The 14,867-nt window shown below is 68.8% G+C and carries 11 protein-coding genes; 1 reads left to right on the top strand and 10 read right to left on the bottom strand.

The window, feature by feature from the left end:
- Positions 1-86: 86 nt before the first annotated feature.
- Positions 87-212 carry a hypothetical protein gene (locus tag JNUCC0626_RS41930; protein WP_394622278.1) on the bottom strand — a complete coding sequence of 42 codons (126 nt, stop codon included), beginning with the start codon at positions 210-212 and terminating at the stop codon, positions 87-89.
- Here JNUCC0626_RS41930 and JNUCC0626_RS41925 point away from each other — a divergent pair.
- Positions 178-3,621 carry an NACHT and WD repeat domain-containing protein gene (locus JNUCC0626_RS41925; protein ID WP_394622215.1) on the top strand — a complete coding sequence of 1,148 codons (3,444 nt, stop codon included), beginning with the start codon at positions 178-180 and terminating at the stop codon, positions 3,619-3,621. The two genes, JNUCC0626_RS41930 and JNUCC0626_RS41925, sit on opposite strands and share 35 nt — an antisense overlap.
- Here JNUCC0626_RS41925 and JNUCC0626_RS41920 read toward each other — a convergent pair.
- The 9 genes from JNUCC0626_RS41920 to JNUCC0626_RS41880 form a co-directional block, all read right to left on the bottom strand.
- On the bottom strand, positions 3,614-4,228 hold the full coding sequence (locus tag JNUCC0626_RS41920; protein ID WP_394616185.1) for an HAD family hydrolase: 615 nt from the start codon (positions 4,226-4,228) through the stop codon (positions 3,614-3,616). The two genes, JNUCC0626_RS41925 and JNUCC0626_RS41920, sit on opposite strands and share 8 nt — an antisense overlap.
- A complete protein-coding gene (locus tag JNUCC0626_RS41915; RefSeq protein ID WP_394616184.1) occupies positions 4,225-4,785 on the bottom strand; it encodes an AAA family ATPase in 561 nt (186 codons plus the stop codon). Before JNUCC0626_RS41915 ends, JNUCC0626_RS41920 begins: the two co-directional genes overlap by 4 nt.
- A 434-nt stretch (positions 4,786-5,219) precedes the next feature.
- Entirely contained in the window at positions 5,220-7,544 is a 2,325-nt protein-coding gene (locus tag JNUCC0626_RS41910; RefSeq protein WP_394616183.1) for a [protein-PII] uridylyltransferase, read from the bottom strand.
- 18 nt (positions 7,545-7,562) lie between these two features.
- Positions 7,563-7,901, bottom strand: coding sequence for a P-II family nitrogen regulator (locus tag JNUCC0626_RS41905; RefSeq protein WP_253323279.1), 339 nt, complete (start codon positions 7,899-7,901; stop codon positions 7,563-7,565).
- Positions 7,898-9,241 (bottom strand): ammonium transporter, encoded by a 1,344-nt coding sequence (locus JNUCC0626_RS41900; protein WP_394616182.1) that lies wholly within the window; start codon positions 9,239-9,241, stop codon positions 7,898-7,900. The genes JNUCC0626_RS41905 and JNUCC0626_RS41900 overlap by 4 nt, the downstream gene beginning before the upstream one ends.
- Before the next feature lie 175 nt (positions 9,242-9,416).
- Positions 9,417-9,746: a hypothetical protein gene (locus tag JNUCC0626_RS41895; protein ID WP_394616181.1), complete on the bottom strand. Its 330-nt coding sequence runs from the start codon at positions 9,744-9,746 to the stop codon at positions 9,417-9,419.
- 63 nt (positions 9,747-9,809) lie between these two features.
- Positions 9,810-11,594, bottom strand: a complete 1,785-nt coding sequence (locus tag JNUCC0626_RS41890) for an FtsX-like permease family protein (protein WP_394616180.1) — start codon at positions 11,592-11,594, stop codon at positions 9,810-9,812.
- A 54-nt stretch (positions 11,595-11,648) separates the two neighbouring features.
- Positions 11,649-13,172 (bottom strand): alpha/beta hydrolase, encoded by a 1,524-nt coding sequence (locus JNUCC0626_RS41885; protein ID WP_394616179.1) that lies wholly within the window; start codon positions 13,170-13,172, stop codon positions 11,649-11,651.
- Between the two features lie 184 nt (positions 13,173-13,356).
- Positions 13,357-14,862 (bottom strand): alpha/beta hydrolase, encoded by a 1,506-nt coding sequence (locus tag JNUCC0626_RS41880; RefSeq protein WP_394616178.1) that lies wholly within the window; start codon positions 14,860-14,862, stop codon positions 13,357-13,359.
- Between the last annotated feature and the right edge of the window lie 5 nt (positions 14,863-14,867).

Raw genomic sequence — 14,867 nt, 5'->3', positions numbered from 1 at the left:
AGCTACCACGGGCACGACGAGGGCGGCGAGATCGCGCTGTACCTGCGCGACGCCCTGCTGGCCGCGGGTTTCGAGGACGTGCACGCCTACACCGCGCCCGGTTCCGGACTCGACGTCTCACTGCCCTGGAAGGACAGCCTGCGCAGAGAGCTGCTGGGCGCCGACGCCCTGATCGTCGTGACGTCGCCCGGCTCGTTCTCCGAGTGGTGCATCTGGGAGGCGTCCGTGTTCCGCGAGCGCAAGCCGCATTCGCCGTGTGTCGAGTTCTTCAGTGCACGGTCGCAGAATCGTGCGGTTCTCAACGACCTCCAGGCCCAACGCGTCGATACCACTTCTCCCGACTCACTGGCCGCAGCGCGCGATACCGCGCTGAAGGTCCTCGAACACGCGGGCGTCACCAAGGCAGCACCTCTCTCGTCCCCGTTCCCCGGCCTGAAGGCTTTCGACGAGCACCAGGCGTCCCTCTTCTTCGGACGTGACGACGACGTCCAACGTCTGGCGGAGCCGTTGCTCGGTCGCCGCACGCACGGTGCGATGGCGGTCATCGGTCCGTCCGGTGCGGGCAAGTCGTCGCTGGTCCGAGCCGGTCTGATCCCTCTCCTCCGACGGGAGGGGTGGACGATCATCGGACCGGTCACGCCGTCGCAGGGCGTGTTGCCCGAGATCGAGGGACCGGGCAGACGGCTGGTCGTGCTCGATCAGGCCGAGGAGCTCTTAATGAGCGAGTCTGCGGACTTAGTGCGCAGACTCGTTGCTGCAAGCCGTGGCGAGGCATGGGTCGTGTACACGGTTCGTGCGGATTTCCTAGATGAACTCATGCGCCGCGAAGACTTCGCCCCTCTCTTACGGGACGATTTCTTGGTAACGCCGTTGACCAAGGCCGAAATCCCGATGGTCGTCAACGGCCCGTTGCGTTCCTTCGGCTGGAACGTCGACGACTCCGCGTTGGGGTTGATTCAAGAGGACGCGAGCCGCGAATCGTTGCCACTGCTGGCGTTCGCGCTGGAGAACCTGTGGCGGCACGTCAACCCCGACGGCAAACGCACGCCGAGGCCCATCACACGGGCCGAGTACACGGCATCGGGTCGTGTGATGGACGTGCTGCGAAGGCAGGCCGACGAGGCGTTCGCGATGGCCCGTGACCTGGTGCGTGACGCGGACGGTTCGTGGCCGCCGCTGCACGAGGCCGAACGCCGCGTGCTGCGGACGTTGCGCCGGCTGGTCGCGGTGGACGAGTCGGGCAAGTTCACCCGCCGCGCGCTCGCGATGGACGAGGTGCCCGCAGAGGACCGGCGGCTGCTCGACCCGTTCATCACCAACCGCGTGCTCACGGCGACGCGCCAGACCATCGAGGTCGCGCACGAGAGCCTGTTCCTGCATTGGCCCCAGTTGCAGGAGGAGCTGGAACGCGACCACGTCGGCCTGCGCGCGCGGCGTGAGGTCGAGGACATCGCGACGGACTGGGTCAAGCACCCCGACCAGGTCATCGCGCCGTCGCGGCTCTCGTCACTGCTGAACTTGTTGGCACCAAACGACAACCGTTGGCCCGAGCTCGAAGAAACGTTGGCAGGACTGCACTTCTCCGGCAACGCGATGCAGCTGCTGCGGCAGTCGTTGCAACAGCGGATGAACGACGAGGTGCACCGGTCGGACCGGCTGAACCCGGACGAGGTGCTGCGCGCTCTCGCCGGAGACGACGACGCCGTGCGGTTGCTGCTGCACGCACCCGATCTGACGGGTTGGCGCAGAAGTCTGTTGCGCGCCATAGCCGCAACGCACCTGCACCGCTCGTTCACGGGCCACTCGGACGGCATCTGGGGCGTCGACTGGTCGCCGGACGACACCACCGTCGTGACCGGCTCCAAGGACGGCACGGTCCGGCTGTGGGACGCGGAAACGGGCGCCTGCCTGCACGTCTTCACGCACGACCAGGAACGCCACGGCGACGGCCCGGGCTGGGTGCGTTCGGTCGCCTGGTCCCCCAAGGGCGACGTCATCGCGTCCGTCGCCACCGACCTCACGCTGCGGCTGTGGTCGGCGTGGACGCACCAGGAGATCCGAGTGATCAAGCTCCGGCACCGCCCCAGGTCCGTGCGCTTCGACACCGACGGCAGTCGCGTGCTGGTCGCGTGCGAGAACGGCGTCGCGTACCTGTGGGAGGTCGACGGCGGCGGCACCCCGGTCGACGAGATCGAGAACCTCGACAAGCTCGGCCAGCCGGTGCCGCTGTGGGACGCCGACATCGCGTCGAACAACCTCGTCGCGAGCGCGCGCGACGACGGCATGATCGACCTGCGCAAACCCGGCGGTCCGCGCCGCACGACCGTGCAGGTGGCGTCGTCGGCGGTGCGATCGGTGCGCTTCCACCCGTTGCGTCCGAGGGTGTTCGTGAGCGGCGGCCCGGACGCCAAGGCCGTCGTGAACCACGCCCGCGGGCAACGGGACCTGACCGGGCACCTCGACCAGGTGCACCGGGTCGCGTGGTCGCCGGGCGGGTCGCGGATCGCCACCGCGTCGGCCGACGGCACCGTGCGGATCTGGGACGCCGACTCCGGCGCCGACCTGCTGTGCCTGCGCGGCCACCAGCGGGACGTGTGCGACGTCGCGTGGTCGCACGAGGGTGATCGGCTGGCGACGGTCTCCGACGACGGCACGCACCGGACGTGGAAGATCGGCTCAGAACCCGACGAGAACAACTCGATCGACGTGGAGCACCCCGTGCGCGCGTTGGCGTGGAGTCCGCGCCACGACGAACTCACGGTGGGGCACCTCATCGTGGAGCCACGGCCGTTCGCGGGCTACGGCTACAACCCCGTCGGCGGCAAGTTCTACGACGGCTGGCCGGAGGCGGTGGCGTGGTCGGCGGACGGCGCGCGGCTCGCGATCGGCTGCACCGACGGGTCCGTCTCGATCACCGACGGCCTCACGACCGAGGTGCGGCGGCTGACCGACTGGACGGACGCGATCACGGACGTGCGCTGGTCGTCGGACGGCGGTGTGCTGGCCGTGGTGTCCCGCGACCGCGACTGGTCACCGCGGCTCTACGACCGTTCCGGGACCCCGTTGCCGGCCGGTTCGTGGACCCGCCACTCCGGGGTGTTGCGCGCGGTGTCGTGGCATCGCAACCGGCGGGTGTTCGCGGTCGCCGGGGAGGACGACCTGATCACGGTGAACTCGCTGGAGCGCACGCTGTGCTCGTTCGGCAGGGGCAAGCGCTTCACGTCCGCCGCGTGGCATCCGGACACGGACCTGCTGGCCGTCGGCTGCACGGACGGCGCGGTGGTGCTGCTGCGGATGGACGGCGCGTTGACCGAGATAGGTGAGCTGCGCGGCCACACGAACGAGATCAACGCCTTGGCGTGGTCTCCGGACGGCCGGAGCCTGCTGACCGCGTCGAAGGACCGCACGGCCCGCGTCTGGGACCCGTACACGGGCGGCCAGCGCACGGCGTTGATCGGCCACGACGACTCGGTGACCGCCGCGCTGTGGTCTCCGTTCGGCGCGGCCGTCACCGGGTCGCTGGACGGGACCGTGCGGTACTGGAACGTCTCCGACGGGTTCCGGCACCCGCTGTCCGGCGGCGAGGACCCGCTGTGGGAGGCGCGGCTGCGGCTCAGCTGATGCCGTGCTGGGCGAGTGCCTCCAGCAGCACCGGTGCGCGGCGGCCGACCGGGGCGGTCGAGATCTGGGCGAACTGGAGCCCGGCCTCGACCGCCGCGCCGTCGGAGACCGGGTCGTCGCCGACGAACAAACACTCTTCCGGGCTAACGTCGAAACGCACGCAGGCGGTCTCGAAAGCCCTCTTGGAGGGCTTCGAGACGCCGATCTCGTAGGAGAGCAGGAACGCGTCGACGTCCAGTTCCTCGCGTTTGAAGAGGGTCCGGATGTCCCACGAGACGTTGCTCAGGACCCCGATCTTCAACGGCCTGGCAACGTCGAGCGCCTGGGCGGTGTCGGGGTACGGCAACCAGAACGCCGGGTTGTGCAGCCGCTGGAAGATGTCGTCGGTCATCCTGAGCCCTGCCAGCCGAAACAGGGTCCAGTAGGCCGACCGGTTGGCCAGCACGGTGAGGTCGCGGGCGTCCCAGACAGCGCGTTCCGCCGCGTTCATCCGCGCCACGAACGGTGCCGGGGCGCGCAGCACCGAGAGGTGCTGCGCCGACAGCCACGGGTGGGTGGGGCGCCCGAAGAGGGTGCCCGCGAAGTCGAAGAGGACGGCCTTGATCACGACACCATGATGCGCAGACCACCCGAGGTTCCCGCACGGGTGAGGAGCGTCACGCCGCTGAATCCGAACGGCACCCAGCCCGCCTCGAACTGCGCGCGCATCGAGGAGCCGCGCCGCACGTGGCGTTCGAACGCGTGGGTGCGGACGATGCGCTTGCGGGCGATCTGGCCGTCCAGGGCCTGGGCGGCTGAGGCGTCCAGCCAGAGGAAGTGCCGGCTGCGGCCGGAGACGAGCCCGGCGAGCAGGAGCATGAACCTGGTGCCGGGGCGGGTGGACGGCTCGTGGACCACCAGGAGGCCCTTGCAGAAGATCGCCGCCCAGAAGACTCGGGCACGGTGGGTGAGGTGCACCAACACGCGCCAGTACTTGTACGGGAGCGGGATTCGTGGCTCGAGCCAGGTGCGGACCTGGTCGGAGTCGAGGACGGTGACCGGTTCGTCCGCGTCGAGTCGGCTGAGCAGGGTCGTCTTGCCCGCGCCCGGGATTCCGGCGAGGACTACGAGCGAGCGCTTCGGCACTCGGACGACTGCGGTCTGCGTGTTCAGCACGGCGGTCATGTCCTAGAAGACGTCTTGACCTTCCTTCTCGTTCAGTTTGGTCCGGTTTCGGGTGAAATGCACAGGGTTCTCTTGGATTTAGGGGGCTCGGTTAGGGGGTCGCGGGGTCGGAGGTCGCGGCGGCACGGTCGCAGGGGTGGCTACGCGCGTTGAAGCCACACGGACGGAGCGGCGGCGGTGCGTGCGTTTCGGCGGCGCGGAAGCCCGAGTGGCGGGGTTGGGCGACACCGGCCGGAGCGGCGGTGGTGGTGGGTGTCCGGTACCTCCCCCGGCTCCGTCACCCGCCACCACCGGCCTTGCCCCGGCCGGCCTGCCCGTCCGGTAAGCGATCTACCCCTCGAAGACGCTTTCCGGACACCACGAAGCCTGCCGGGTTCCAGACGTGCGCAGGAGCGTGAGCACCCGGAGTGGTTGTGCGTAGAGCTACTCAACCGCTACCTGGCCGCGTCGAGCACCGCCCGTTCGATCCGGCGTCGGTCCAGGTCGTCGCCCGCGATGCTGAACGAGTCGACGACCGTTGCTCCCAGCGTCGACACGCGGGCCCACTGCACGTCGGCGCCGCACTGCTCCAACGCGCCCGCCACGCGGTGCAGCAGGCCGATCCGGTCGGCGGCGCGGAGTTCCAGGACCACGGCGCCGGTTGCCTCGTCGTCGAACCACAGGACGCGCGCCGGGGGTGGGTCTTGGGGTGGGCCGCCGTAGTCGCGTTCCTTGGCGGCCAGTTTGTCCGCCAGCAGCAGCGAGCCCTCGATCGCGCGGGTGAGCTGTTCGCGCAGGAGTTTGGCGTCGGGCAGGGAGCCGAACCTCGGTGACACCGTGAACGCATCCACCGTCGCACCGCCGTGTGAGCGCAACGTTGCCGCGTGCACCTCTAGAGAGTTGAGCGCCAACACCCCGGCGGCCTTGGAGAGCACGCCTGGGCGGTCGGGGGCCAGCACGGTGACGACGGCGGCGTGGTCCTGCTTTTCGAGCAGCACGTCCGGTTTCCCCGACGAAGCCACGCGTTCTGCCATCTGCACGTGGGCCGGGTCGAGGGGTTCGGGTTTGGGCAGGGCTTCGCCCGCCATGGCCGTGCGGCAGCGTTTGACCAGGTCGGCCATCAGCGCGGCCTTCCAGTCCGTCCAGACGCCTGGGCCCGTGGCGATGGAGTCCGACTCGGCCAGAGCGTGCAGCAGTTCCAGCAGGACCGCGTCGCCGCCCAACGTTTCCACCACCCTGTGCACCGTCGCCTCGTCTTCGACGTCGCGGCGGGTTGCGGTGTGTGGCAGCAAAAGGTGGTGGCGGACCATTAGGGACAGCGTTTCGACGTCCTGCGGCCACAGGCCGATGCGTTCGCCGATCTGGGTTGCGAGAGCGGCGCCTACTTCGGAGTGGTCCTGTTGGCGGCCCTTGCCGATGTCGTGGATCAACGCGCCCAGCAGCAGCAGGTCCGGGCGGGCGACTGTGGTGGCCAGCCTTGCCGCGTGCGCGACGGTCTGGACCAGGTGGCGGTCCACGGTCCACATGTGCGCGGCGTCGCGGGGTGGCAGGTCTCGTACGGCGCCCCACTCGGGGAAGAGTCGGCCCCACAAACCCGTGCGGTCCAACGCTTCTACTACGTCGACCAGGCCGTTGCCGCTGCCCAGCAACGCGAGCAGCTCCTCGCGGGCCTCGCGCGGCCACGGTTGGCGCAGCTCGGGGGCGGAGTCCGCCAGACGCGTCAGGGTTCCGTTCGCGATCGGGTGCTTGCTGCGTGCGGCCGCCGTCGCCACACGCAACAACAACGCCGGGTCACGGCTGGGAATGGCGTCACGGGCGAGGGACACCTCGGAGCCGTGCAGTACAACGCCTTCGTCCAACGGCCTGCGCGCGGGCTGGCCGCGCAGGAAAGCCCCCAGGCCGCGTTTCGGTGCTGCGGCACGGGCTCCGCGCATCGCCACGTCGAACGCGTAGACGACGGTGCGTGCGGCGGAGGACAACGAACGGGCCAGAGCGAAGCGGTCCTGCAACCCCAGTGCGGACGCCACCTCGTCACCGTCTTGCGCGCGCAGCACGTCGCGTGGCTTGAGAGCCACCCGGCGGAGTTCGGTGCGCACGTCCAGCAGCAGCCGGCGAGCTTCGTCCACGTCGGCGGACGGACGATCAACCACCTGAGCGACCGACAACGCGTCCAGGATCGTGATGTCCCGCAACCCGCCGCGGCCGTGCTTGAGGTCCGGCTCGACGCGATGCGCGATCTCGCCACTGCGGGCCCAGCGCTTCTGCGCGGACTCCGCCATCTCGTCCAGGCGGTTGCGGACGTTGGCACGCCACGCCTGCTTCGCGCCGTCGGCGAGCTTCTGGGTGACCTCGGGGTCGCCGGAGATGTGCCGGATGTCCAACAGCCCCAAGGCGGTGCGCAGATCGCCGGCGGCGACTCGCAGGGCCTCCCCGACCGTGCGGACTGAGTGGTCGAGGCCGATTCCCGAGTTCCAGAGCGGATACCAGAGCTTCTCGGCGATCTCGTCGACGTGCTTGATGCCGTTGTGCACCAGGACGAGATCGAGGTCTGAGTAGGGCACGAGCTCACGCCGCCCCAGCCCACCGACCGCCACCAGCGCGATACCCGATCCGGATACCCCGGCTGCCCCCGCGTGCTTGGTGAGCCAGAACTCGTGCAGGTCCACGAGTGCTTCGCGCAGAGGTTCGGCGGTCAAGCGACGACGACCTGGCACGAGCAGCCGTTCGCGTGCTCGCACCAGGTCGTCAGCCGTGACGACGGCCGTTTCGTTGTTCTCCACGGACCGTCTCCTCAGTTTTTAAAGCGCATCCGATCCACGTTCGCCCGTGCGCACGCGCACGACCGTGTCGACCGAAGTGACCCAGACCTTCCCGTCGCCGATCTTGCCGGTGCGGGCGGCCTCGACCACCGCTTCCAGCACCTTCTCGACGGCGGTGTCGTCGATGACGACCTCGATCTTGATCTTGGGCACGAAGTCCACCGAGTACTCCGCACCGCGGTAGACCTCGGTGTGGCCCTTCTGGCGGCCGTAGCCCTGCACCTCGCTGACGGTCATGCCCAGCACCCCGAGCTGTTCGAGGGCGCTCTTCACGTCGTCGAGCGTGAACGGCTTGATGATCGCGGTGACCAGCTTCATGACTTGTTGCTCCCCTCAAGGACCGCGGTCGCACCCGCGGCCACGCTCGGCTTGCCGACGCCCCGAGCGCTGGTCAGGCTGCCGTACTCGTAGGCGCGCTCAGCGTGCTCCGCCTCGTCGATGCTCGCGACCTCGGCCTCTTCCGACGCGCGGAAGCCGACGGTGAACTTCACCAGGTAACCGAGGGCGAGGCTCAGCACGAACGAGTAGCCGAGCACCGCGAACGCGCCGACCGCCTGGCGCCACAGCTGGTCGAAGCCGCCGCCGTAGAACAGGCCGTTGACCTTGGCCGGGGCCGCCTCGCTGGCGAACAGACCGATCAGGATCGTGCCGGCCAGACCACCGACGAGGTGAACACCGACGACGTCGAGCGAGTCGTCGTAGCCGAAGCGGTACTTGAGCGACACCGCCAGCGCGCAGAGGACACCGGCGATCGCGCCGACCGCGATGGCGCCGATCGGGGTGACGGACGAACAGGCGGGCGTGATCGCGACCAGACCCGCGACGATGCCGGAGGCGGCACCCAGAGTGGTGGCCTTGCCGTCGCGAATGCGCTCGACGACCAACCAGCCGAGCAGCGCGGCACAGGTCGCGACGATCGTGTTGACGAACGTGACACCGGCGGTGGCGTTGGCGCCCAGGGCGGAACCGGCGTTGAACCCGAACCAGCCGAACCACAGCAGGCCAGCACCGAGCACGACCAGCGGCAGGCTGTGCGGCTTCATCGGCTCCTTGGGCCAGCCGACCCGCTTGCCGAGAACGATCGCGAGAGCGAGGGCGGCCGCACCGGCGTTGATGTGGACGGCGGTGCCACCGGCGAAGTCGATCGCGAGGAGCTTGTTGGCGATCCAGCCACCGGGGTCGATGACGTTGCCGGCGTCGTCCTTGCCGTCGAAGTCGAACACCCAGTGCGCGACCGGGAAGTACACGATCGTCGCCCACAGACCCGCGAACAGCAGCCACGGGCCGAACCGGGCGCGGTCGGCGATGGCACCGGAGATCAGCGCGACCGTGATGATGGCGAAGACGGCCTGGAACGACACGAACACCGTGGTCGGGATCGTGCCCGACAACGAGTCGGCTGCCAGCAGCCCGTCGAGGCCGAAGAACTCGAACGGCTTGCCCAGCAGGCCGCCGCCGATGTCTGTCGCGAAGACCGTCGAGTACCCGTAGAGGACCCACAGGACACCGACCACGGCCATCGCGCCCAGGCTCATCATCATCATGTTGAGCACGCTCTTCGAACGGACCATGCCTCCGTAGAAGAAGGCAAGGCCCGGCGTCATCAGCAGCACCAATGCGGCGCTGGTGAGCACCCAGGCGGTGTCCCCTGTATCCACTTCGACCTCCACTGCACGTCGGTTGCAGGGAGCATCGAGATGTCCTGTTTCACCCGTCCGCGCCCAACGTTTCGCGGAGGTGAACTAAGGGTCCGACGGTGTTACGTCCGCGTTTCACGGCGTTCACGGTCACGATTCGGCCACCTCACGGGAGCCGTCTGATCACCGTCGGTCCTCAGGCCTTGCGCATCACGACATAACGCCCGAAGTCCGACGTGCCGATGCGGACGAACTCGAATCCCGCCTCCGAGGCCTCCGCTTCCAGCTCCTCCGCGGCACGGGCGATCGCGACGGCGTCCTCGTCCGACCGCGCGGCCGCACCGAAGTCCGCCGCCGTGAACTCCAGGAAGCCGTCCGCGAGACGAACAGTCCCGTCCAACTCGACCACCACACCGTGCGCGGCCAGCACCTCGACCACGTCACGCACCCGGTCGGCGGGCAGACCGGAGAACGACGCCGGCGCGTCCAGGTCACGAGGCTCGCGCAGGAACCGGAACCCGCCCACGACGAGAGGCTGGCGTGGGCGGACATGGCGCGTGGAAGCGTTCGAGCGGCAGCACCCGAACGGTCACGAGAAGGTGTCCGCGCGAACGGACTCGGGCCCCGAACTCCGCCTCAGCACCAGCAACGGTGCCGCGGCGATCACCAGGGCCGCCGCGAGCCCCGCCACGACCACGGCGGCGAACCCGAACCCCGGCAACGGTCCGCCGGTCGCGAGCAGCGTGAGCACGCCCAGCCCCACGCCGAGCACGGTCATCGACACCAGCGGGATCCCGGTCTCCAGCAGCACGACCCGGCGCAACTGCCCGAGCGTCGTCCCTGCCGCGCGCAGCAGGGCGAACGAGCGGCGCCGTTCGAGCAGGCCTCCGACCGCCCCGGCGGCGAGACCGCAGCCCGCGACCACCACGACGACGGTGAACGCGAAGTGCGTGATCGACTCGACGTCGTCCCAGCGCCGTTGCTCGCGCAGCGCGAACTCGCGGCGGGTGTTGATGATGGCGTTCGGTGCGGCGAGGGCCTCGCGCGTGCGGATGCGTTCCTCGTCGGCCACCGTGCCGTCGCTGACGATCTGACGGTCGCGGCCGTCGAACACGGTGACGACACCCGGTGGCGTGGCGGTGCCGGGGTCGTCGCCGTACGCGCTGATCATGCCGCTCAGGTAGGTGGCCGCGAAGGCCGCGAACACCAGCGCGCCCGCCGCCCGGAACGACGCCTTCGGGTCCTGCTCGATCCGCCGTGCCGCGAGCACAGTCGTGGCGCTGGACGCGCGCGCCAGCAGCCGTCCGGCCTGAAGACACACCCACGGGCCCACGACGACGACACCGGCCAGAGTCGCGAGCACGAAGATAGGCGTCATCTGGTCGAACCGGTCCATCGGCAGGTAGGTGACCAGGACCAGCCCGCACAACCCCACGATCAACGGCCACACGCGCATCGCGGTCGGCGGTTTCGACGCGGCACGCCGGACGATCCCGAGCGGTCCGACGTCGACCCGCCGCAACGACGCCACGGACACGATGACCGCTAGCACCGGGATCGCCACCAGCACGGCCAACGGCGCGCGCACGTCGTCGGGGTGGAACAGGAAACCCTCGTACGTCACCGAAGAAGCGAACACACCGCGCAACGCCTCGTACGCGAGCCAGCCCGCGACCGTTCCCGCGCACGCCGCGATCGCGGTCTCCCCGGCGGCGATCACCGTCGTCTGCCACCGCGTCGCACCGACGAGCCGCAACGCCGCCAGCCGCCGTTCCCGTTGGGCCGCAGCGATTCGGGTCGCCATCGCCACGAACACCACGACGGGCACCAGCAGCACCAGGGCGGCGATGCCGAGCACGATCCTGGTCAGCGCGAAGAACCCGTGATCCGGCGCGGTGGCGATGGCCGTCACCGGGAACATGTCCGGCACCCGACCGCCCACGACCGCGATGAGCTGGTCGGGGTGGGACAGCACGTCCACCGGGATCGTGCCGACGACGGTGCCGGGATACCGAAGATCGAGCTGATCGTCCGGAGTGGACTCGAACAACCGCTGCATCGCCGGTGAGGCAACGACTTCACCGTCACGCGGCAACGGAAAACCAGGTGTGGGCGCCGAAGAAGCCACGTCGGCGACGTGGATGCGCAGCATCTCCTCGCCGGCGAAGTAGTCGGTGACGACCAGCCAGGACATCACGGGCGCGGACGCGTCGGCACGGGTGTACTGCCACCCCGAACGATCCGAACGGCCCTGCAGCGCGCTTTGGGCCGTGAGGCACAGCATCAACACCGTCACACCGACGGCCACACCGAACGCCGTGAACGCGAACCGCGCCCACGCACCCCTGCCCCGAGGCCACCACAGACCCGCCACGGCGCAGCACTATACCCCCGGCGTATACACCGGGGGTATAGCTACTGACCTGCGTTAGCGAACCGAGAACGGACCGGCGGGCACCGGCTTGGCGTCCGCGGACATGATCTGCTGAGCAGGCGGCTCGACGGCGGCACAACGCGTACCGTTGCGCGGCAGCTTCAGCGACGTCAGGTACTCGTCGTTGATCTTCAGCGTGCACTCGCTGCGGTCGTAGACGCCGTGGCCCCAGCCTTCGTAGGTCACGAAGACCGTGGTGTCACGCGACTGGCGGTGGGCGTTGACGGCCCACTCGTAGACCGTCGCCGGGTCGTACAGGGCGTTGGTCAGCAGGATCTTCGGCGCGTGCTTGATGTTCAACGGCCGCTGGGCGTTCGTGGCCTTCGGGAACCCGACACAGCCCATCATGGCGCCGTGGCCGATCGACGAGCCGCGGGTGTTCGGCGCGACGCGCTTCTCCATCGCGTTGAGGGCCTGGTACTCGCCCCACGAGCCGACGCGGAGGTTGTAGTCGTTGCAGAAGATGCCCGCGAACGGGTTCTCGAACGTCTCGCCCTCGGCGAACTTGGCCGGCGCCGGAGCACCGTTGACGAGCGTCGCGATGTAGTCGGCGAACGGCTTCCAGGCCGGGCCGTAGCCCATGCTCACGATGCCGCCACCCAGGTTCTCGGCGGTGATGACGCGGCCGCCCTCGTCCTTGAGCTCACCGCGGTCGGCCTTGGCGAGCAGGTCCTTCCAGATCTTGCGGAGGTCCTTGCCGTGGAACGGCGACGACGCGTCGCGGTCGCTCCACTTGACCCACTCGTTGAAGACGCCCTCGGCACCGCGCGCCTCGGTCTCCAGGAACTTCCACGTGCCGAGGCTGTGGTCCATGTTGGAGTCGATGATCATCGCGCGGATGTTCTTGCCGTACTGCTCGGCGTAGTGCTGGCCCATGATCGTGCCGTAGGAGACGCCGTAGTAGTTGATCTTCTTCTCGCCGAGCGCGCGACGGATGGAGTCGATGTCGTTCGCGACGTCCCGCGTCGAGGCGTGGTCGAAGATCGCGCCGGACACCTTGCGGCAGTCGGCACGCAGCTCCTTGTTGAACGCGACGAGCGCGTCGAACTCGGCCTTCGTCTTCGGGTAGTCGGACGGCTGGCGCTGCAGCACCTCGGCCGAGCACTTGATCGGCGCACTGCGCGCCACACCCCGCGGGTCGAACCCGATGATGTCGAACTTGTCGACGATGTCCTTGCTGAAGTACCGGTCAGCACCGAAGGAGAAGTCGACGCCGGAGCCACCAGGGCCACCGGGGTTGATGACCATCGCGCCGATGCGCTTCGACTGGTCGTTGGCCTTTCTGCGGGACACGGCGAGCTGGAACTTCTCGCCCTTCGGCTTCGCGTAGTCGACCGGCAGCTCGAGGAAGCCGCACTCGACCGTCGGCACCTCCGCACACGGCTTCCAGTCGACCGAACCGACCTTGAACTCAGGCTGCCCCTGCCCCTCAGGAGCGGCGGACGCGATCTGGGTCGCGCCCAACACCAATGCAGAACTCGCGAGGGCGGCCGCGAAGGCACGCACCGTCGGTTGCATGGATTTCCTCCCTAGATCCCCGAACTTGCGGTGGGAACGCTTCCAGCGCCAGGGGGAATCGGGCAACCGACGTAGGTAGGAAGAGAAATCATTCTGTGGTCGTACAACCACCGACAGTTAGTCATTTCGGCCCAACCGCCCAGGCGGGCTCCCGGCACCGGTACCGGGAGCCCGAACGACCTGGTCAGCGAGCCGCGAACGGACCCGTCGTGATCACCGGCCGCGTGGAGAGGGCTGCGACGGATGGCGGTTCGACGGCGGCACATCGCGTATTAAGACGCGGCAGCTTCAACGAGATCAGGTAGTCGTCGTTGATTTTCTTCGTGCACTCGCTGCGGTCGTAGACCACGTGACCCCAGCCCTCGTACGTCACGAAGACCGTCGTGTCGCGGGACTGCCGATGTGCGTTGGCCGCCCACTCGTAGACCGTCGCCGGGTCGTACTTCGAGTTGGTCATCAGGATCTTCGGCGCGTTCCTGATGTTCAACGGCCGCTGCGGGTTCGTGGCCTTCGGGTACCCGGCGCACGCCACGAGGAAGATGTGCCCGAGCGCGTTGCCACGGGTGTCCGGCGAGGTGCGGACCTCCATCGCGGTGATCGCCCGGTACTCGTTCCACGACGTGACGCGCAGGTTGAAGTCGTTGCAGAACACGGCGGTGGCCGGGAAGTCGAGCACCTCGGCCTGGGCGAACGGACGGGTGGCCGCACCCCCGCCGACCAACGATGCGACGTAGTCGGCGAACCACTTCCAGTCCGGGTAGTAGCCCATGCCCTGCACGCCGGACACGAGCGAGTCGGTGGTGACCGGGTTGCCCTGCGCGTCCTTCAGGTCACCGCGGTCGGCCTTCGCGAGCAGGTCGCGCCAGATCCCCCGGAGGTCCTGGCCGTGGAACGGCGACGACGGGTCGCGGTCGTTCCACTTCACCCACTCGTCGAACACGCCGACCATGCCGCGCGACAGGGTCTCGACGAACCGCCACGTGCCGAGGCTGTGGTCGACGGTGGAGTCCATGACCATGGCGCGGAGGTTGCGGCCGTAGAGCTCCGCGTACTGCTGCCCCATGAACGTGCCGTAGGAGACACCGAAGAAGTTGATCTTCTTCTCCCCCAGTGCCCGCCGGATGGAGTCGATGTCGTGCGCGACGTCCGTGGTCGAGACGTGGTCGAAGAGCGCGCCGGACACCTTGCGGCAGTCCGCGCGCAGCTCCTTGTTGAACGCGACCGCGAAGTCAAACTCGGCCTTGTTCTTCGGGTAGAGCGACGGTTGGCGCGCCAGCACCTCCGCCGAGCACCGGATGGGCGCGGACCGGGCGACACCGCGCGGGTCGAACCCGATGACGTCGAACCGGTCGGTGATGTCCTTGGTGAAGAACCGCTCGGCCGCGAAGGAGAAGTCGACGCCCGAGCCGCCCGGCCCGCCGGGGTTGATGATCATCGCGCCGATGCGTTGCGACGGCACGCTCGCCTTGCGCCGCGACACCGCCAGCTGGAACTTCTCCCCACGCGGCTTCGCGTGGTCCACGGGTAACTCGAGGAAGCCGCACTCGATCGCCGGCGCCTCGGCACAAGGCGTCCAGGCGATCGAGCCGACCCGGTACTCCGGTCTCTCCGGTGCGGCGAGCACGGGCTGACTCGCGCTCGCCACGAGCGCGGCACTCGCCACCACAGCACTGAAAACGCGCAACTGCACGGATG

Origin of the sequence: Lentzea sp. JNUCC 0626, from assembly GCF_043632865.1 — a bacterium.
GTDB lineage: Bacteria > Actinomycetota > Actinomycetes > Mycobacteriales > Pseudonocardiaceae > Lentzea.
The sequence above is the reverse complement of the archived record's forward strand: the minus strand, read 5'-3'. Positions and strand labels throughout refer to the sequence as shown.